This is a genomic window from Acinetobacter shaoyimingii, from assembly GCF_011578045.1.
In the GTDB taxonomy this organism is placed as follows: Bacteria; Pseudomonadota; Gammaproteobacteria; order Pseudomonadales; family Moraxellaceae; genus Acinetobacter; species Acinetobacter shaoyimingii.
This window is the reverse complement of record NZ_CP049801.1, coordinates 144,004-162,871: the sequence shown is the minus strand read 5'-3', so window position 1 is coordinate 162,871 and position 18,868 is coordinate 144,004. Positions and strand designations below refer to the sequence as shown.

Annotated in this window: 19 protein-coding genes; 8 read left to right on the top strand and 11 right to left on the bottom strand. The window is 39.2% G+C overall.

The genetic code is table 11. From position 1 onward, the window contains the following. Position 1 precedes the first annotated feature (1 nt). The 3 genes from G8E00_RS00765 to G8E00_RS00755 all read left to right on the top strand — a co-directional run bounded on the left by G8E00_RS00765 (position 2) and on the right by G8E00_RS00755 (position 2,825). Complete coding sequence (locus tag G8E00_RS00765) at positions 2-1,366, top strand: nucleobase:cation symporter-2 family protein (protein WP_166221338.1); 1,365 nt, start codon at positions 2-4, stop codon at positions 1,364-1,366. A gap of 117 nt (positions 1,367-1,483) precedes the next feature. Next, complete coding sequence (locus G8E00_RS00760; RefSeq protein WP_166008855.1) at positions 1,484-2,206, top strand: outer membrane protein OmpK; 723 nt, start codon at positions 1,484-1,486, stop codon at positions 2,204-2,206. A gap of 97 nt (positions 2,207-2,303) precedes the next feature. Continuing rightward, positions 2,304-2,825: a GNAT family N-acetyltransferase gene (locus tag G8E00_RS00755; RefSeq protein WP_166221336.1), complete on the top strand. Its 522-nt coding sequence runs from the start codon at positions 2,304-2,306 to the stop codon at positions 2,823-2,825. 116 nt (positions 2,826-2,941) lie between these two features. Here the strand turns inward: G8E00_RS00755 and hpxO are convergent, their stop codons facing one another. Further along, the gene (gene hpxO, locus G8E00_RS00750; protein ID WP_166221334.1) at positions 2,942-4,099 is read right to left on the bottom strand and encodes an FAD-dependent urate hydroxylase HpxO; all 1,158 of its coding nucleotides are present in this window, start codon (positions 4,097-4,099) and stop codon (positions 2,942-2,944) included. A 211-nt stretch (positions 4,100-4,310) separates the two neighbouring features. Here hpxO and alc point away from each other — a divergent pair, with 211 nt between their 5' ends. Then, positions 4,311-5,315, top strand: a complete 1,005-nt coding sequence (alc, locus tag G8E00_RS00745; RefSeq protein ID WP_166221332.1) for an allantoicase — start codon at positions 4,311-4,313, stop codon at positions 5,313-5,315. 113 nt (positions 5,316-5,428) lie between these two features. Next, positions 5,429-5,929, top strand: coding sequence for an ureidoglycolate lyase (locus G8E00_RS00740; protein WP_166226340.1), 501 nt, complete (start codon positions 5,429-5,431; stop codon positions 5,927-5,929). 70 nt (positions 5,930-5,999) lie between these two features. Here G8E00_RS00740 and G8E00_RS00735 read toward each other — a convergent pair whose 3' ends face one another. Continuing rightward, positions 6,000-6,404 (bottom strand): nuclear transport factor 2 family protein, encoded by a 405-nt coding sequence (locus G8E00_RS00735; protein WP_166221330.1) that lies wholly within the window; start codon positions 6,402-6,404, stop codon positions 6,000-6,002. 140 nt (positions 6,405-6,544) lie between these two features. Here G8E00_RS00735 and G8E00_RS00730 point away from each other — a divergent pair, with 140 nt between their 5' ends. Together G8E00_RS00730 and G8E00_RS00725 are read left to right on the top strand one after the other, a co-directional pair. Beyond that, positions 6,545-7,276 carry a hypothetical protein gene (locus tag G8E00_RS00730; protein ID WP_406741458.1) on the top strand — a complete coding sequence of 244 codons (732 nt, stop codon included), beginning with the start codon at positions 6,545-6,547 and terminating at the stop codon, positions 7,274-7,276. 86 nt (positions 7,277-7,362) lie between these two features. Beyond that, complete coding sequence (locus G8E00_RS00725; RefSeq protein ID WP_166008860.1) at positions 7,363-8,073, top strand: phospholipase D family protein; 711 nt, start codon at positions 7,363-7,365, stop codon at positions 8,071-8,073. A gap of 110 nt (positions 8,074-8,183) precedes the next feature. On the opposite strand, the gene urtE is transcribed toward G8E00_RS00725, so the two are convergent. From urtE to G8E00_RS00680, 9 genes are all read right to left on the bottom strand, one after another. After that, positions 8,184-8,882, bottom strand: a complete 699-nt coding sequence (gene urtE / locus G8E00_RS00720; protein WP_166008861.1) for an urea ABC transporter ATP-binding subunit UrtE — start codon at positions 8,880-8,882, stop codon at positions 8,184-8,186. Between the two features lie 10 nt (positions 8,883-8,892). Beyond that, positions 8,893-9,720 carry an urea ABC transporter ATP-binding protein UrtD gene (urtD, locus tag G8E00_RS00715; protein WP_166008862.1) on the bottom strand — a complete coding sequence of 276 codons (828 nt, stop codon included), beginning with the start codon at positions 9,718-9,720 and terminating at the stop codon, positions 8,893-8,895. Next, positions 9,721-10,791, bottom strand: coding sequence for an urea ABC transporter permease subunit UrtC (urtC, locus tag G8E00_RS00710; RefSeq protein WP_166221326.1), 1,071 nt, complete (start codon positions 10,789-10,791; stop codon positions 9,721-9,723). It abuts the gene before it with no gap. Between the two features lie 5 nt (positions 10,792-10,796). Beyond that, the gene (gene urtB / locus G8E00_RS00705; protein ID WP_406741445.1) at positions 10,797-12,473 is read right to left on the bottom strand and encodes an urea ABC transporter permease subunit UrtB; all 1,677 of its coding nucleotides are present in this window, start codon (positions 12,471-12,473) and stop codon (positions 10,797-10,799) included. Between the two features lie 56 nt (positions 12,474-12,529). Further along, positions 12,530-13,813: an urea ABC transporter substrate-binding protein gene (gene urtA, locus G8E00_RS00700; RefSeq protein WP_166008865.1), complete on the bottom strand. Its 1,284-nt coding sequence runs from the start codon at positions 13,811-13,813 to the stop codon at positions 12,530-12,532. A gap of 627 nt (positions 13,814-14,440) precedes the next feature. Further along, entirely contained in the window at positions 14,441-15,091 is a 651-nt protein-coding gene (locus G8E00_RS00695; RefSeq protein WP_166221322.1) for an alpha/beta fold hydrolase, read from the bottom strand. Positions 15,092-15,105: 14 nt separating this feature from the next. Continuing rightward, positions 15,106-15,759: a glutathione S-transferase family protein gene (locus G8E00_RS00690; protein ID WP_166008867.1), complete on the bottom strand. Its 654-nt coding sequence runs from the start codon at positions 15,757-15,759 to the stop codon at positions 15,106-15,108. Between the two features lie 150 nt (positions 15,760-15,909). Next, positions 15,910-16,308 (bottom strand): OsmC family protein, encoded by a 399-nt coding sequence (locus G8E00_RS00685; RefSeq protein WP_166008868.1) that lies wholly within the window; start codon positions 16,306-16,308, stop codon positions 15,910-15,912. Positions 16,309-16,374: 66 nt separating this feature from the next. After that, entirely contained in the window at positions 16,375-17,322 is a 948-nt protein-coding gene (locus G8E00_RS00680) for a pirin family protein (RefSeq protein WP_166221320.1), read from the bottom strand. Positions 17,323-17,644: 322 nt separating this feature from the next. Between G8E00_RS00680 and G8E00_RS00675 the strand changes: the two genes are divergently transcribed. Further along, on the top strand, positions 17,645-18,868 hold the full coding sequence (locus tag G8E00_RS00675; RefSeq protein WP_166008871.1) for a GGDEF domain-containing protein: 1,224 nt from the start codon (positions 17,645-17,647) through the stop codon (positions 18,866-18,868).

Sequence of the window (18,868 nt, the reverse complement as noted above, 5' to 3'; positions counted from 1 at the left end):
CATGACTGAACATGAAAAAACAATCTCTCCCGAACATGAATATTTAGGTGCAGGCAAAAGTGCAGCCTATGGATTACAGCATGTACTGACCATGTATGGTGGCATCATTGCGCCCCCTCTTATTGTCGGCACAGCAGCAGGCTTAAATGCTGTAGAAATAGGATTACTCATCGCGGCGGCCCTGTTTGTGGGTGGCTTAGCAACAATCTTACAAACAATTGGCGTGAAATATATTGGTGCTCAATTGCCCCTTGTTCAAGGTGTCTCCTTTGCTGGAGTTGCGACCATGGTCGCCATTGTTACCACTGGCGGTGGCTTACAAGCAGTTTATGGCGCTGTGATTGTCGCGTCACTTATCGGTTTTTTCTTGGCACCTTATTTTTCAAAAATCATTCGCTTTTTCCCACCCGTTGTTACAGGCAGTGTGATTACTATCATTGGTTTATCACTTTTACCCGTTGCTGTACGCTGGATGATGGGTGGCAATAAAACTGCACCAGATTGGGGAAGTATTGAAAATATTGGGCTGGCTTTAGTCACTTTGGCAATTGTAATTGCGCTGAATCTTTCTCGTCATGCAGCGATCCGTCGCTTATCCATTCTATTGGCCATCGTGATTGGAACGATATTGGCATTCGTTGCTGGTTTTGGTGATTTTAGTAAAGTGGCTCAAGGCAATTGGTTCCAAGTCCCACACTTTTTTGCTTTTGGCATGCCAACCTTTGAAGTCACAGCCATCATTTCTATGCTGATTGTAACACTGGTGATAATGACAGAAACCACAGCAGACATTATTGCTGTTGGTGAAATCGTTGAAACAGATGTCGACTCAAATCGTATTTCCAATGGCTTACGTGCCGATATGTTGTCGAGTGCTGTTGCGCCTATCTTTGGCTCTTTCATGCAAAGTGCTTTTGCACAAAATGTTGGTTTGGTTGCCATTACAGGTATTAAAAGTCGTTTTGTAGTGGCCGCGGGCGGCATGATTTTAGTTGTACTTGGACTGTTGCCTATTATGGGGCGTTTTATTGCTGCCATTCCTGTTCCAGTACTAGGTGGAGCAGGTCTAGTTCTGTTTGGAACCGTTGCCGCAAGTGGTATTCGAACATTGGCAAAAATTGATTATAACGACCAAAGAAACCTGATTATTGTGGCGACGTCAATCGCTGCAGGCATGATCCCAATTATTGATCATTCATTTTATGCAGACTTTCCAAAATGGGTACAAGTGCTGTTTCACTCAGGCATTAGTTCTACCTGTTTAATGGCGATTCTGTTGAATTTTATCTTCTATCATCTTGATTTTATTAAACCTAAGCAAATAGTGAATAAAGAGCAAATTATTGACTCCCATCACAAAATTTAACAAACGGTAAAATTTTTAAGTTAATTATGCACTTAATTTGAATATTTTACATAAATTGGCTTTATTTTTGCATCAATGTTGGTATTCTTTCCAACGCTTTCTCAGGGGTAATATTGAATGAAATTCAATCAAATCATCGCAACATGTGCTCTGGCATCAGCGGCTTCTCTCTCTCAAGCCGCGCCGATTTGGCAAGACTTCAGTGTAAGTGCTCTTTATGGCTCAAACTATGAGTTGGGCTCTGAAGATCGCACTACAGTAACATTCGAATACACAGCAAAATTTAAATACGCAGATTTATTCTTCTTTAATGATCATCAGTGGGAAGATGATACTCAGACCAACTATTTTGAATTTTCACCACGCTTTAGTTTAGGTGCAATTTCGGGGAAAAAATTAGAGTTTGGCCCAATTAAAGACGTACTTGTTGCCACCACATGGGAATCAAATAACTCAGGTGTGAATTTTGACAATTTCTTATACGGTATTGGATTTGATTTAGCCATTCCTAAATTCCAATACGCACAATTAAATTTCTATAAAGCCAATAATGAACTGGGTAAAGATGACTATCAAATGACATTTGTCTACGGTATTCCATTTAAAATTGGCAATGAAGAATTCTTGGCTGATGCGTTCCTAGATTGGTCTACAGGTGAAGGACCAGATCATGCCAGCGAACTGAACTGGACCAGCCAATACAAATGGAACGTCGGTAAACATATCTCACCTAAAACTAAATTATATGTGGGTGTAGAACACTCCGTTTGGAACAACAAATTTGGTGTACCAGGCGTGCGACAAAATGATGTCAGCGCCTTAGTCAAATATCATTTCTAAGTTTAAAAAATTTGATTGATACCTTAAAAAAGCAAGACTCTGGTCTTGCTTTTTTATGCAAAAAAATAAAATATGATAAAAAACGAATTTAAAGTTTATGTCCTATTGTATACGCCCTGCAGAGTTTCAAGATCTGCAATCGATCCAAACCCTATATAACCATGAAGTGCTCAATGGTATGGCGACTTGGAATAGTGAGGCAAAAGACCTTGCGCATTTCAATGCATGGTTCCAGCAATTACGTCAAAATCACTTTCCACTATTTGTCATAGAAACTGAGCAAAGCCATGAAATCATTGGGTTTGCAGACTATTCAACATTTCGAGCTATTACAGGTTTTAGCAATACTGTAGAACATTCTGTATTTATTGCACCACAATATGCAGGTTTAGGTGTAGGCACAAAACTTTTAAAACATCTGATTGCACACGCCAAAGCTCAAGGTCTTCATATCATGGTCGCAGCCATCGATCATGAAAATATCGGTTCGATACGTTTGCATGAAAAGTTAGGCTTTAAACAGACTGGATATATGCCTGAAGTAGGGCAAAAATTTGGGAAATGGCGTGATTTGGTGCTGATGCAACTTTGTTTATCTGATTCATCAAAATTGGAATGACCTAAAAACAAATTAAAAAAAAAGGGACTTACGCCCCCTGCTGAAAAGCTGCATGTTGCATTCATTATTATTTTAATTTTTCCAATACGTATTTTTATGATTTCAATACGTTTTCATTAATCCAATGGATTGCCAATAATATTGCCAATAATCCCTTTCATAATATGTGGTCCTTGTTCCTTACGTAGGTCGTCATACCATTCTTTAGTCACCTGCTCATCTTTCATATGGGTGACATCACAACGTTTACGTGCACGTAACACCATTTCACGGGTACGTTCATTACGTTTATCTTGATAACGTTTTAACGCATCTTTGATTCCTAATGTATTGATTTGCAAAGAGCGTGCCAGATAGATTGCATCTTCCATCGCTTGGCAACCGCCTTGTCCAATGTCTGGGGTTGTGCTGTGTGCTGCATCACCAACGATCACCACATTGCCTTTATAGAAATCAGCAAAAGGTTCGATATCATGAATTTCGACACGATTGGTCCGTTGCTCATCAATCCGATCAATCAAGTTTTGGACCTGTGAACACCAGCCTTGAAAATAACCCTTCAATAAGATTTTGTATTCTGAGCGATTGTTCTCTAATCCAACAGGTAATGGCACATCAAAAAAGAAATAGAAACGATTGCCTGCTACAGGCATGAGTGATGCACGTTTACCTTCACCTACAAATGTCGTCCATTGATCTGCAGGGGCAAGATCGTCTGCTATATCGACCAAACCATTCCAGTTTACATAACCTGCATAACGGCGTTCCACCTGTTCACCCAGCACATAAGCACGGGTAATGGAATGTGTTCCATCTGCACCGATCAGCAAATCTGCCTGAATTTCTGAATTATCCGCAAATTTGACAGTGACTTTTTGTCCATCATCATGCAGAGATACCATACGTTTGCCCAAATGGATGTCTTCACGTCCAAATTCATCCATCAGCATATTTTGTAGTTCTGCACGTGAGACGGGATACGGTCTTTGTCCCACTTCTTCAATCAATGGAGATAAACTGAATTGCGTCATAACATCGCCAGTCAGGCCATCCACATAAGCAAGGTTGTCCATTTGCCCACCTAACTTGGCAATTTTTTCAGTCAATCCTAAATAATTCAGGCATTTCACACCATTTGACCATAAGGAGATTGCGGCACCAACAGGTAAAATTTGTTCTGCTTGTTCATAGATGGTCACTTGATGCCCAAACTTTTTGAGTGCAATACCCGTTGTTAAGCCACCCATGCCTGCACCAATAATGGCGATTTCCATCTACTTTCTCCTTGTTTTAAATAAATACTCCCTGTTAAAAAGCGAAAAACGTGCCATTTAAGAAAAATTGCCTGAACTTTATTAAAAGTTGGCACAAGCTATGCATTTTAATTACGCCCAATGCATTGTTTTTGTGAATGCATCAACAGGAAAAAGCCTGTTTTAGAACACAAATGAATGATGATTTAAAAAATTAAGATGGAAGACTTAAATGGCAACACTATTTGCACCAACTTTTGAAATCCCTGCACAATTACAGCAACTCACCAACTTAGCCGATGATCGAATTGGTGCAAAAATAATTGAATGTTCAGATGATTTTTTCGCTGAAGCAAAGCGTATGTTGCAATTCGAAGCCCCTATTTTTGTTGAAGATAAATTCGATGATCATGGCAAATGGATGGACGGATGGGAAACACGTCGTAAACGTCATGCTGGTTATGATTGGGCAATTGTACAATTTGGCGTTGCAGGCAAAATTAAAGCTTTAGATATTGATACGACTTTCTTTAGTGGCAACTATCCTGCTTCTGCCTTGGTTGAAGCGTGTTATGCACCAAATGGTGACTTAAGCACCGTAGAGTGGCATCAAATTTTACCAAATAGTATATTAGGTCCAAGTCAGCATCATCTGTTTGACGTTCAATCTGAGCAAACCTTTACCCATATTCGTTTAAATATTTTCCCCGATGGCGGTGTGGCTCGCTTGCGTGTTTATGGTGAAGTGCAAATTCAAGTCAGCAATGTATCGGAAACTTTAGATTTGCTGGCACTACAAAACGGCGGTCGTGTGATTGCTTACAGTGATGCGCATTTTGGCCATCCACGCAATTTAATTAACCCTGGACGTGGCATCAATATGGGTGATGGTTGGGAAACCAAACGTCGTCGTGCACCTGGTTTTGACTGGTGTATTTTGGCATTGGGCAAAGCAGGTAATATTGAAAAAATTGAAATTGATACCGCACATTTTAAAGGCAACTACCCTGCGGAAGTATCCATTCAGGCAACCTATATTGAAAATGCCACAGATCCGCAATTGATTCCGCAAAGTATGTTCTGGCCATTCCTACTTGAAGCCCAAGCCATGCAAATGGATCATATCCATACCTTTATTACCGAGATTTTAAAACACGAAAAAATTTCACATATCCGCGTGAATATGATTCCAGATGGTGGCATTAGCCGTATTCGCCTATGGGGTAAAATTGCTTGAATCTGATCTTTATTGACAATACTGGACTGAAAATTAAGACCGATTAAATCAAAGGCATTTTCCAATTTATACTCAATTTGAAAATGCCTATGCAAAAAAATGGCCCATTTAATATGAAAAGAACGATTCAAATTGAAACTTTAACGATTGAAAACTTTGCTCCATTCGGTGAAGTCATTTGCTGTACTGGTCATGATTTTTTTCATATTAATGATGCGCATACCGAACGCTATCATGCCATTGTCGAAACAGAAATTGTGGGTGAGGCGAAGGCAGGCATCAGTATTTTCCGCAACATTAAAAGTACGACCATACCGTTCGAAATTTCAATGTTAGAACGTCATCCCAACGGATCACAAGCGTTCATTCCTATGAAAGAACAAGCATTTTTAGTGGTCGTTGCACCCAGTTTGGATGCTGAAAAGCCTGATTTAAGTCAGTTAAAAGCTTTTATCACGGATGGTTCGCAAGGGGTGAATTATCGTGCTGGCACTTGGCATCATCCACTTTTAACATTAGAGAGTCCGAGTGATTTTGCGGTGGTGGATCGTATTGGTACTGGACATAATTGTGAGGTGTTTCAGTTTGGTGAACCCGTGATGATTCAACAATAGCAAACTGAAAAATGAATAAAGGCATACCCAAAATTTGACAATGGATATGCCTTTAATACTGAATGTTGTATTAAGCCACGACCATATATTCTTCGTCTGCCACAGACGTTGCAAATTCTTCCATACGTGTAATGAGTCCATTTTTCACGGTATAAATTTGCACCCATTTTTGTGCGAAAAAGCCTTCCTCACCATCAATGGTAAATTTTTCTTTACCTTGTACCACAATGGTATCGCCTTGTTGCGTGGTTTTGAGAATATCGAAATATTCAACATGCATGGTATTGAAATTAGTCGCAAAAAATTGGGTTACACCTGATTTTCCTTCAAAACGTAATGAAGGTAATTTTTGTGAACCATGGTGAATCCAGACGGTATCATCAGATACAGTTGCTACAGCCTGTTCAAGGTTTTGACTTTTAAAGGCTTCAAACATTGTGTCGACTATTGTGTGTTCTAATACGTCGTTTGTCATAATAAACTCCAATTTTTTAATAAGATTTATATTGAAATCGAGCTTAATACGATCAACGGGAAAGAATCACTATCAGGATGTATAGTCAAAATGATGAAATTTGATTAACTTAGAAGATATCTATCACTTTAAATATGTAAATAATGAAAACAACACTACTCTCCATACCTTTCTTTCTATTTTCTATACAGAGTGTTTATGCAAATACGACTGAACAAGACATAAAACAGAAATGTGCCCAAGTGAAGCAATATGCTCAACTTGGCAAAAAATTCTATGATCAAAAACAATATTCGAAAGCTTTAGAACAGTTTAAAGATCAAGCGGCGTGGAGTTCATTTTGTTTATATAATCAAGATATCAGTGGCACTAAACTCACTGAAAACGATGTGGTGATTGCCAATAATAATGTCGGTTTAACTTATGCAAAACTAAATAAACCGCAATGGGCTAGAGCTTGGTATTTGAAAGACAAAGAGGCTAAATCGAGCCAATTTAATTTAAGCCAATTACCTCAACCAAAATTATCCACTGATTTATCTGGCACCTATGTCAATTCTGCAGGTTTTGGTCAATGGAATACCATTAAAGTCTCAAAAAAGAAAATAAGTTATGACCTTTCTTTCGAGGGTCTTTATTTTCCACCTTATGGACTCATTTCTGGTCCAAATTTAGGTGAATTTGATACATCGATGTCTTTAAAGCAAAAGCATGCGACATATCAGTATGAAGATTGCAAAATCACTTTAGATTTCAAATTTAAGCCCGCTGAAGGTCATGTGATTACAGTCAAGCAAAATGAATCTCAAAGTGGCTGTGGATTTGGACACAATGTTTGGGCGAGTGGTCAATATTTAAAAGTTGAGAAATAGCTTATTTATCATCAGCTAGCCTCTTAAATTTTCCCTCTTTTATGCTTTAATACATTTAAAATTATTAAACATAATCAGGGGGATAAATGGCTAAATTTTTAAACACCAGTGCGACAAACTTTTATTTAGAAGAGCTTATTAAAAACGCAAAAGAAAGACTTATATTAATTAGTCCTTATCTACGATTAAATGATCGGATTAAAGAACTTCTAGAAGATAAAAACCGTCTAAAAATCGATATTCGTATTGTTTATGGAAAAAGTGATTTACATCCAGACGAGATTAAGTGGATGCAAAAATTGGACTATGTTCGCTTAAGTTTCTGTAAAAATTTGCATGCCAAATGCTATATGAATGAAGCTGAATGCATCATTTCAAGTTTGAATCTTTATGAATTCAGCCAAGTGAATAACAATGAAATGGGAATTTCAGTTCGTAAATATGAAGATGACGATGTTTTCAAAGATGCCTATGAAGAGGCTCAACGCATTATCCGAATTAGCGATGAAGTTCGAATAACTTTAGATGAAGTAAAAGTGGAACAGGAACTTGCTGAAGCATCACAGAATGAAGAGAGTGAATCGAATAATTTCTCAAAATTAACCACTTCAAAACTTGCTGCTAAATACAAATTAAAAACCAATGATTTATTAGATAAATTTGTACAAAAAGGTTTTCTAACACTCAGTGAAAATGGCAAACACTTTATTACAGACTTAGGTAAATCTGTCGGCGGTGAGTTTAGATCAAGTCAATATGGTGGTTATTTCCTTTGGGATGAAAACACTGAAATTTAGAATTTAAAACCCTCTCCTTTCAGGAGAGGTAAAATTAATCCCTCCAAACCTCCCTTCTTGCGCATTGATATAAAGCAGTGCTTGTATCTCGCTCAGGGAGGCTTTAAAACCTAAATCGCCACTAAATCCTTAATGCCCTTCTCTGGCATTTCACTGCCAACACCTTGTGCAATCACCTGCCCACGTGCCATGACCGTATAACCATCGGCAAGTTCTTCGGCAAAGTCATAAAACTGCTCCACCAGAACAATCGCCATTTCCCCACCATCGGCAAGTTTACGAATCACTTTACCAATGTCTTTAATAATCGACGGCTGAATGCCTTCTGTCGGTTCATCTAAAATCAGTACACGAGGCTCCGATGCCAAAGCTCTTGCAATTGCCAGTTGCTGTTGCTGACCACCCGACAAATCTCCCCCACGGCGATGCTTCATTTCATCCAGCACAGGAAAAATTTCATACAAATGCTCAGGCACTTTTTTGGTTTTTGCGCCTTTAAATTTCGCCATGCCAATCAGAATATTTTCTTCAACGGTTAAAGTCGAAAAAATATCGCGACCTTGTGGCACATAAGCCAAACCTGCACGCACACGTTGCTCAGGACTCATTTTCGAAATGTCTTTGCCATCGAGCAAAATTTGTCCAGATTTAATCGGTAAAATCCCCATCAGACATTTTAACAAGGTGGTTTTACCCACGCCATTGCGCCCAAGCACAACAGAGCATTCACCCACAGGCGCAGATAAAGACACATCTCTTAAAATATGACTGCCACCATAAAACTGATTGACGTCTTTGACTTCTAACATGGTTTACTCCTTAACGCCCTAAATATTTTTCAATCACGTCTTCATTGGCTTGTACTTCTGCCAATGTACCTTCAGCTAAAATTGCGCCCTGAGCCAAAACCGTGACTTTTTCACTAATGGTGTCAATAAAACTCATGTCATGCTCCACCACCACCAAGGTATGGTTTTTCTTCAGTTCTAAACACAATTCTGCGGTACGTTCAGTTTCAGCATCGGTCATACCTGCCACGGGTTCATCTAGCAGAATGAGCTTGGGACGTTGCATCAGTAACATGCCAATTTCTAGCCACTGCTTTTGACCGTGTGATAACAAACCTGCTGGTTTATTGACGAATTCCTGCAAACGGATTTGCGTCAAAGATTCATCCAGTGCATTTTGCGCATCAGGATCGAGTTTGCTAAAAAAGCTTTTACGTACCTGTTTATTTTTCGGTGCTGCCAGCAGTAGATTTTCCATCACTGTGAAGTTTTCAAATACGGTCGGTTTTTGGAATTTACGGCCTATACCTGCTTCGGCAATTTCTTCGGTGCTCATTTTGGCAAGATCATAGTTTTGACCAAAAAATGCCGTACCTTCGGTTGGACGTGTCTTGCCTGTAATCACATCCATCAAGGTGGTTTTGCCTGCACCATTGGGTCCAATGATGCATCGTAATTCACCTTCTTTGATGTAAAGCGACAAATCATTTAAGGCACGGAAAGAATCAAACCAAACACTGACTTTTTCTAAATACAGTGCAATACCATGGCTAAAGTCAGGACCCGCTTCTTTTAAGCGACCATAACCTTCACCCAGTTGACCGCCATGTTGTTGTGCATTTAAGCCTAAATCTGACATTTAGTTTTTCTCCTTTTTAAAGCGGTCGAATAAGCCAATCACCCCTTTTGGAAGGAAAATGGTCACCACAATAAACAATGCACCCAAAATCAGTAACCAAGCTTCTGGATAAGCCACCGTGAAATAGGTCTTCACGCCATTGATAAGCCCTGCACCTAGAATTGGTCCAATAAGTGTGCCTCGCCCGCCTGCCGCGACCCAAACCGCCATTTCAATCGAGTTCACAGGATTCATTTCACTTGGGTTAATAATCCCCGCCTGTGGCACATATAGCGCACCTGCAATCCCTGCAATCACCGCTGACAGCACCCAAGCAGAAAGCTTGTACCAAAGCGTGCGATAACCCAAATATTGCAAACGGTTTTCACTATCACGAATTGCCCCAAGCACTCGCCCATAAGGCTTATTCATGAGATGACGCAAACCAATGAAACACAGTAATAGTGTGAGTGCTGTAACGAAGCACAACGTTGCCCGCATAGATGCAGAAGTAATATCCATGCCTAAAATGGTTTTAAAACCTGTGAATCCGTTGTTACCGCCAAAGCCTGTTTCATTACGGAAAAATAACAGTGCTGCAGCGAAGGTCATCGCTTGAGTAATAATGGAGAAATACACGCCTTTAATTTTGGAACGGAAGGCAAAAAAGCCGAAGATAAAAGCAATAATTCCAGGAACTAAAATCACTAATGCTAAAGCCCACCAAATATGCTGAGTACCGATCCAATACCACGGTAACTCCGTCCAACTCAGGAAGCGCATAAAATCAGGGAGCCCATCGCCTGCTGACTCTCGCATTAAGTACATACCAAAAGCATAACCACCAAGCGCGAAATATAAACCATGGCCTAAACTTAAAATGCCGGCATAACCCCAAACCAAATCCAGTGCCAATGCCACCAAAGCCATACACATGATTTTGCCAATCAAAGTGATCCAATAGGCTGATAGATGAAATGCTGATTCTGCTGGAAGTAAATGCAACCAAGGCAATATGAGCAAGATAGCAAAACACACAGCTATTGCAACAGCGCTCCATGGTTTATCGGATAGTAATGATGTGATTTTCATTGTTATTACTCCACAAATCGACCTTTAATGGCGAATAAACCTTGTGGACGTTTTTGAATAAACAAAATCACAAGAACCAACAGTACAATTTTGGCAAGCACGGCACCGATGCCTATTTCGAGCACCGTACCACTGATACCCAGACCCAATGCAGCCAGTACAGCACCCCAAACTTGCCCTACACCACCTACAACCACGACCAAGAAGGCATCAATAATATAGTTTTGACCCAAATCTGGTCCGACGTTGCCGACTTGTGCCAAAGCACATCCCGCAAGTCCTGCCAAACCTGAACCCAGTCCAAATGCCATCATGTCAATTCGGCTAGAGCGAATACCGACTGCACGTGCCATTTGGCGGTTCTGCGTGACTGCACGAACAAATAAACCAAAACGTGTTTTATTGATGAGATACACGAGTAGCAACAGCACCACAATGGTGAATGCAATAATCGCGATACGGTTATACGGCAGGATTAAACTTGGTGTGACTGAGATACCTCCAGATAGCCAAGAGATATTCGACACTTCGACATTTTGTGCGCCAAAAATCATTCGTACCAATTGCATCAGAATCAAACTCACCCCGAAAGTTGCCAGCAACGTTTCGAGTTGACGGCCATACAGCGGGCGAATCACAGTACGTTCGATCAGCATGCCAATAAGCGCACTGACAATAAATGCCGCTGGAATCGCTGCAATGAGGTACCAATCGACATAGCCCGCCAAATGCGTTTTGAATAAACTTTGAATGACATAAGTGGTGTAAGCACCAATCATGATCAGCTCACCATGTGCCATATTAATGACACCAAGCAAACCATAAGTAATGGCAAGACCTAAAGCAGCGAGCAGTAAAATGCTGGCTGTACTTAAACCTGAAAAGACATGCCCAGACCATTCACTGGCTTGAATACGGGTTTTGATACTGCCTTTGGCATCTAGCAATGTCGCTTTAAGCTCAGGATTTAAATTGGGTTGTTCTAAACTCTGTTCTAGCAATGCCAATACATCTGGACGGTTTGAATCTTTCAGCACTTTCGCTGCTTGAATTTTCACTAAAGGATCAGTGCTTTCAAAATCCATACGTGCTTTGAGTTGTGCTAGACGTGCTTTGACCTTGTTGTTGTTTTCATTTAGATACAACGTATTGATCTGTTTAAGATCAAGTTCACCGATATTATTTTCCATAATATCAATGGCATCTAAACGTTGGCTGACATCTTCAGACTCAAGTTTGGCTTTTGCTTGACCATAGCTTAAGGCTTTTCGAAGGGTATTCACCAAAGTGACTTGATTTAAATCTGCTGGCCAAGTCTCAATGACTTTTTCATCGGGATAGCTCAATAACTGATCTTCACCTTTTAAAATATAGGTGTGTCCTGAACTGTCGGTATACAGTTCATTTTGATCAATATACGCCACAAGTTTGTCTAACTCTTCGATACTTGCAGGCCAGTTATTCAGCATATCGCGACGTTTTGCAAAGTCACCGCGAACAAATTGTTGTATAGCATCTCCAGTCGTAGCCGTTGTTGCAGAGACTGATGCAGAATCTATAGATGGAGAAGGTTGTGGTTCAGCTTGAAGCTGTTGAAATAGGAATATTTGACTAATCAGCAATAAAAAAATAGCGTAATTTTTTCGAAATAACATTTGAAATCTCCCTATTGAGGGCAACATCCCATGCAGGGAAAAAAATAAAAAGACCTGCCACAACCGTGGCAGGTTTGAACAACTTATTTAGGAATGTACGGACTCCATGGTTCCGCCTTGATCGGGTTTGGTGTTTTGTAGACAACATCAAATTGACCATCACTACGAATTTCACCAATCATTACAGGTTTATGTAAGTGATGATTCGATTCATCCATTTTTAAGGTATAACCCGATGGCGCAGCAAATGTTTGACCAGCCATTGCTTCACGGACTTTATCGACATCGGTTGAGCCTGCTTTTTCAACCGCTTGCTTCCACATGTTGATGCCGACATACGTTGCTTCCATTGGGTCATTGGTTACGACTTTATCCGCATTTGGCAGTTTGTATTCCACAGCAAACTGTTTGTATTTTTCAGTGAATTTAGCATTGGTTGGATTCTTCACAGACATGAAGTAGTTCCATGCCGCTAAGTGACCGACCAATGGTTTGGTGTCGATACCACGGAGTTCCTCTTCACCGACAGAGAACGCCATAACTGGAATGTCAGACGCTTTAATACCTTGGTTACCCAGTTCACGATAGAAAGGAACGTTAGAATCACCATTAATTGTTGAAATCACCGCAGTCTTTTTACCCGCAGAGAATTTTTTGATGTTGCTAACAATGGTTTGATAATTGCTATGACTAAATGGTGTGTACTCTTCCATAATGTCAGCATCTGCCACACCTTTGGATTTTAAGAAAGCACGAAGAATCTTGTTGGTGGTACGTGGGTAAACATAGTCAGTTCCAAGAAGAACAAAACGTTCAGCCTTTCCACCTTCTTCGCTCATTAAGTATTCAACAGCTGGAATTGCTTGTTGGTTTGGCGCAGCGCCTGTATAGAAAATATTTTTGGATTGTTCCTGACCTTCATACTGTACTGGATAGAACAATAAACCATTCAATTCTTCGACCACTGGAAGTACAGATTTACGCGAAACTGACGTCCACGCCCCAAAAATAACCGCCACTTTTTCTTGTGTAATCAGCTGACGTGCTTTTTCAGCAAACAAAGGCCAATCCGATGCAGGGTCAACCACCACAGGTTCTAATTTTTTACCCAATACCCCACCATTGGCATTAATTTCGTTAATGGCCATTAAGGCTGTATCTTTTAACGATGTTTCAGAGATAGCCATTGTTCCAGACAATGAATGCAAAATACCGACTTTAATCGTTTCTCCACTGGTTGCAGCAGCTTTGGTTTCAGGTTTTGCTTCTTCAGTTTTTTCAGCTGGTTTTGAACACCCTGTTAAAACAAGGCTCCCCATCATTGCAGCTGCAAGTAATGTTTTTGAAAATATTTTTTGTTGAAACATCGTGAAATTCTCCAAACCCTTTAAGTGCACATTGAAATGCGTGATTGTTTATTATCTGAACCTTGCTATTCAATTTTTGTGCCAACAATAGAGAGACCTATTGAAAATAACTTTTTAATATTTTTATTTATTATTTAAAATTAATAACTTATATTGAATTAAATTTTTATATTTTGCGTATTACGAACTTTAAAAATCCTCATATAATTGAACATTCAAGGGTGCTTTGAAGTGAAAAAACTTAAACTACGACTTCTGTAAAGATGCTTAAAATCAGTGCATAAACCACCAGCAAAAGTGCACAATATTTGTGCAATCCATCCATTTTCATATTTTTAAGCTTCGTTTTTCCAGCATATTTTCAGCGTATTTTCAGCGTATTTTCAGCACTCTAATCTGCTTGCTGCATTGCATGTGATCTTCAAGATTTTTTGAGCTTTTATTTTTCTTTTTATATTTGTTTTTCATGTTTTTGACTGGGTGAGGTGTATTGAACATTTATCAAAATAATTAAAATGGGTCTTAGAACACGATTTAAGCATCTGTTGTATATGATCATTTTTATAATGAGAACGACGTTTGAATATCAAAAATGAATGGCTAAATATCGGTTTTATAAACTCAGTTTTATAAACGCTGTTGAATAAAATCATGTATCCATGTCGCAACTTGTGTTGCATGCTTATAAGCCAGATCATGCTGTCCACCAGCAATGAGCTTTAACTCAGCATCCATGATTTTTTGCTGTAAATATTGCCCAACGTCAACAGGACTAATGGGATCAGCATCTCCCCAAATCAGCAAAACTGGGCATTGAATCTGATCAAGTTGATCATCTAAAGCAGAGTGATGTTTTACAAACCAATCTGGAACAGTAAAATTCTGTTGATACTCCTCACGCCAATCCTTCACCTGATAAGGCGTTAAATCAATACCGCCAGATGTCGCAACCAGTACCAAAGCTTGAACATGTTGAGGTTTGTGTAAAGCAGCTTGCACAGCAAAAATCCCACCCATTGACTGTGCGATGAGAATACTCGGTTGCTCAATCTGATCTAAAACAAGCTGCTGTAAATCTTCAAAACGATGTACATTTGGATGCGCAGGATGACCACCAAATTCCGGATATGGCACGATTTGAGCCTGATCTTGTTTTAAATTTAAACTCAAAACCAACTGTTGCAAAACAGGTTGCCAAAAGCTGAGATCACCTGAAGCACCGGGCAAAAATACCAGTTGCCCCAATTCTGTACTTGGAAAATGTTTTCTACTCAGCATAATTTAAGCCCATCTTAACCCAGTTGAGAATCATGGCTGAGCGCTTTTGCACGTATATAAGCAGGTCGTTGTCTTAATCGTTCTGCATAGGCATCGATCAATGGATGCTTGGCTTGTAGACGCTCTTGTAAGGCAAAAATGGGAAAACTCATTTGAATATCTGCAAATGAAAACTCACCCGCAAAGAATTCATTTTTTGCTAAATGCTGTTCCAAATAAGCAATATGTTCAGTTAAACGTGGTTTGATAAATGCTCCCTTTACCCCACCCACGATTTTATTGGCAATTGGTCGAATCAAAAATGGCACATGACTGGGTACAGTGTTCATCACCAACGTCATCACCAAATATGGCATAAGTGACCCTTCAGCATAATGCATCCAATATTGATACTGCCATAAATGATCTGGATCTGTCGGTTTGAACAGATTGGAAGAATCTAGCTTGGTTTGTAAATAATCTAAAATGACGGCTGATTCAGCAATCGTTTGGTCATCATCTGTGAGCACAGGTGATTTTCCCAAAGGATGAATGTGTTTCAGTTCAGGTGGCGCTGCCATCGTCGGCAGACGCTTATAATGTTTAATTTCATAATTGGCACCTAATTCTTCCAGTGCCCAAATGATGCGAAGTGAACGTGAATTTTCTAAATGGTGCAATGTAATCATTATGATTCGACCTGAATTATTGTGAGTAAAATATAACCTATCATCAAAAAAAAATAACACCTTAAATGACTTAAAGTGTTATTTAAAAAATTTAAATCGATTTTCAGTGATTGCTTTAGCAGGCTTTGAATTAAACCCATAAGCAATAAATTAAACCAATGTCGTCTGAATCTCTAAACTTCTTAACAGGGTTTTGGTCACAGGGGTTTTACTACAGATATCAAGAACTTTTTTTTGTAGCTCATCAGATAATGTATTGCTAAAAGACACTCGACGATCAATCCATTCTTTACCTTCTTTATTGGCATTGAAATCAGCTTCAACGCGAAATTCTCCCAACTCAATGCCTTTATGTTGTGCATACATACGCAAAGTAATCATGGTGCAGGAAATCAGTCCTGAACAAATAAAATCATAAGGTGCTAGACCAAGATCTTGCCCACCAAAGGATTCTGGTTTATCTGTTAGCAGTTGATGTTTACCACTCGTCACTTCACCCAACCAATGTTCTGGACGTGTTTGCACACTTGCTTTTGCAATAATGGCCATATTTTTATTCCTTATTTATATCTGTGTTTATCATTTTGTCTTTATCAATACTGATTTGTATATGACTTATTTTGATGCTCGCATACTGTCTGGTAATGCAGGTGCTTCTAAGCGAGGACCTTCATATTCTGGAATAGAGCCAAAACGTTCATCGCCATTGACCCATTGCTCACGGGCAATACTTAACTCTTCATGTGTACGACCTACAAAATTCCACCACAATAGAATCGGGCTTTCAAAAGGCTCACCCCCCAAGAGTAAAACACGACTATTTTGATGAATTTCAATTTCAATATGTTCAAGACCAGGTTCAAGCACCACCAGATTATCTTGATTCAATTCATGACCGTTGATGACAGCCGTTCCTTCTAGCGCCATAAATCCATATTCAAATTTTGGATTTAACGCTATACGTGTCGTCACATTTTCTTTTGCAGTTAAGTCAACGCCAAGCAATGGTGTGTAGACTTCAACAGGCGATGTTTTTCCTAAAAACTCGCCGACCAGCACGGTATATTCAATGCCATCTTTTCCAACGACTGGAAGCTCTGGATAATGATCAAAACGTGGGGCGATATTGAGTTTATCATCAGGTAATGCAATCCAAAGCTGTGCTGCATGCATATGGGTTTCAGTATCTGGTGCAACTTCAGTATGTGAGATGCCACGACCTGCCGTCATCAAGTTGACTTGTCTAGGGCGAATCAGTTGCTTCGAACCCAAGCTGTCATTGTGCATCATGGTACCTTCGATCATCCATGTAAAGGTTTGCAGACCAATGTGTGGATGTGGACCAACATCTAAACCGTCACCTTGAGGAAACACCACTGGCCCTGCATGATCAAGGAAACACCATGCACCAATTAAGCGTTTTTGACGGCTGGGTAAAGCACGTTTAATGACCGTACCTCGACCAATTTCTGCCGATCGAATGGGAAAATCTTGAACAAATTGATTGACGTATTTCTCGCAGTCATCCGAATGTGATATTTCGGTGTAATTGGTATTGGTCATGTAAATATCCTTTCATTTTATTGGGCTAGAGGTCTTATTTTTGACCTTCAATGGCTTGATCAATAACACATACGATTTATCTTAGTGGCTATACGTTTTACATCCTAGTCTTATATTAATATGCTGAATTCTATGCGTAGGACAATATTGATTTTGTTTAAAATACTTTCTTACGATTTGATCCGCATGTTTTAGTTAAATATATCAAATTATTTTTTACTTATGTGACTCATATCATTTATTAAATTTAAATATTACAACACTCTAAGAATATTTATGTTTAATATTTAACGATAACATCCAAAAATCAATATTTATAAGAATGAAACACGAGTCTTTCCCAGAACAATTTATTCCTATTTCACGTACTGAATTGCATGATTCTATCGATCGTGATCGTGAAGTCATCCATCGTTCATTGAAAACATTTCTATGCCTGATTCCAAAAAAACTATGGACTAAATATCTGGAGTATCAAAAACATAAACATTACAAATTTTTGATTCATATCAATGCAATCGCACTTGTTGCTTATCTGTTTTTTGGTGTTGCTGATTATTTTGTTTTACCTGACATTGGACTCTTGTCTTTAAAGATTCGTTTTATTTCCGTGGTTTTTTTTGCTTTTGTGCTTTACTTGGTTTTTAAGTATTGCAAACGAATTGAATGGCTCGATTTGTATTTACCTTATTGTACCATTGTCGCAACAGTCATTTGGTTTGCGCTGTTATCACAATCTCATAATCCCAATGCGCTCACGTTCCAATACGCATCTGTCATTTTTATTGTGCTTGCAAATTTAGGGGTTCAAGTTCGATTTTTACCGTCTATCTTGCCTTCAATGATTATTGCCTTTGTGACCTGTACAGGCGTTTATATTGTTTCTGGGCATAACCATAACGATCTCTTTATTTTTAGTTTTGCTTATTTTCCAATTGCGATGTTCAGTTTATACATTAGCTGGAATTCGACTTATAAAAATCGTCAGTTTTTCCTTAATGCCATGTTGGATGAAAGCAACCGTCAAGCGTTGGATCAAATGGCGCATACTGATGTTTTGACCTCTTTGCACAATCGTCGTTATTTTGAGGTTTTGGCAGAACAGTTGTTAAATCGAAGTAAGGTTCAGCAGTTTCCTGTGTTTTTGTTACTGCTCGACATTGATCATTTTAAAAAGATTAATGATGGTTATGGACATGATGTGGGCGATGATGTTTTGAAATTCATTGGTGAAATCGCCAAACAAAATATTCGTCAAACTGATCTTTTGGCACGTTTTGGTGGTGAAGAGTTTATTATTTTGTTGCCGAATACGGATTTAAAACAAGCGGAAATGATTGCAGATCGAATTTGTTATGACATTAGTCAAAGTCCATTTCATGTCGATGATTTGACTCAACTTAAAGTGACCAGTTCGATTGGTTTTGCACGTTATTTACCGCATTGTCATAATCTGCGTTCTTTAATTAAGTGTGCCGATTTGGCCTTATATGTGGCGAAGCAACAAGGGCGGAATCGGGTGGTGATGCATCATAATCCGACGTGA

What these genes read in the sequence shown, in the direction of transcription:
- urtE (WP_166008861.1), bottom strand. Translation starts at nt 8,882, where the DNA reads ATGTTAGAAGTCAAAGACGTCAATCAGTTTTATGGTGGCAGTCATATT.
- hpxO (WP_166221334.1), bottom strand. Translation starts at nt 4,099, where the DNA reads ATGGAAATCGCCATTATTGGTGCAGGCATGGGTGGCTTAACAACGGGT.
- G8E00_RS00690 (WP_166008867.1), bottom strand. Translation starts at nt 15,759, where the DNA reads ATGATTACATTGCACCATTTAGAAAATTCACGTTCACTTCGCATCATT.
- G8E00_RS00735 (WP_166221330.1), bottom strand. Translation starts at nt 6,404, where the DNA reads ATGACAAACGACGTATTAGAACACACAATAGTCGACACAATGTTTGAA.
- G8E00_RS00675 (WP_166008871.1), top strand. Translation starts at nt 17,645, where the DNA reads ATGAAACACGAGTCTTTCCCAGAACAATTTATTCCTATTTCACGTACT.
- G8E00_RS00755 (WP_166221336.1), top strand. Translation starts at nt 2,304, where the DNA reads ATGTCCTATTGTATACGCCCTGCAGAGTTTCAAGATCTGCAATCGATC.
- G8E00_RS00725 (WP_166008860.1), top strand. Translation starts at nt 7,363, where the DNA reads ATGGCTAAATTTTTAAACACCAGTGCGACAAACTTTTATTTAGAAGAG.
- G8E00_RS00760 (WP_166008855.1), top strand. Translation starts at nt 1,484, where the DNA reads ATGAAATTCAATCAAATCATCGCAACATGTGCTCTGGCATCAGCGGCT.
- G8E00_RS00685 (WP_166008868.1), bottom strand. Translation starts at nt 16,308, where the DNA reads ATGGCCATTATTGCAAAAGCAAGTGTGCAAACACGTCCAGAACATTGG.
- alc (WP_166221332.1), top strand. Translation starts at nt 4,311, where the DNA reads ATGGCAACACTATTTGCACCAACTTTTGAAATCCCTGCACAATTACAG.
- G8E00_RS00740 (WP_166226340.1), top strand. Translation starts at nt 5,429, where the DNA reads ATGAAAAGAACGATTCAAATTGAAACTTTAACGATTGAAAACTTTGCT.
- urtC (WP_166221326.1), bottom strand. Translation starts at nt 10,791, where the DNA reads ATGAAAATCACATCATTACTATCCGATAAACCATGGAGCGCTGTTGCA.
- G8E00_RS00695 (WP_166221322.1), bottom strand. Translation starts at nt 15,091, where the DNA reads ATGCTGAGTAGAAAACATTTTCCAAGTACAGAATTGGGGCAACTGGTA.
- urtD (WP_166008862.1), bottom strand. Translation starts at nt 9,720, where the DNA reads ATGTCAGATTTAGGCTTAAATGCACAACAACATGGCGGTCAACTGGGT.
- urtB (WP_406741445.1), bottom strand. Translation starts at nt 12,473, where the DNA reads ATGTTGCCCTCAATAGGGAGATTTCAAATGTTATTTCGAAAAAATTAC.
- G8E00_RS00680 (WP_166221320.1), bottom strand. Translation starts at nt 17,322, where the DNA reads ATGACCAATACCAATTACACCGAAATATCACATTCGGATGACTGCGAG.
- urtA (WP_166008865.1), bottom strand. Translation starts at nt 13,813, where the DNA reads ATGTTTCAACAAAAAATATTTTCAAAAACATTACTTGCAGCTGCAATG.
- G8E00_RS00765 (WP_166221338.1), top strand. Translation starts at nt 2, where the DNA reads ATGACTGAACATGAAAAAACAATCTCTCCCGAACATGAATATTTAGGT.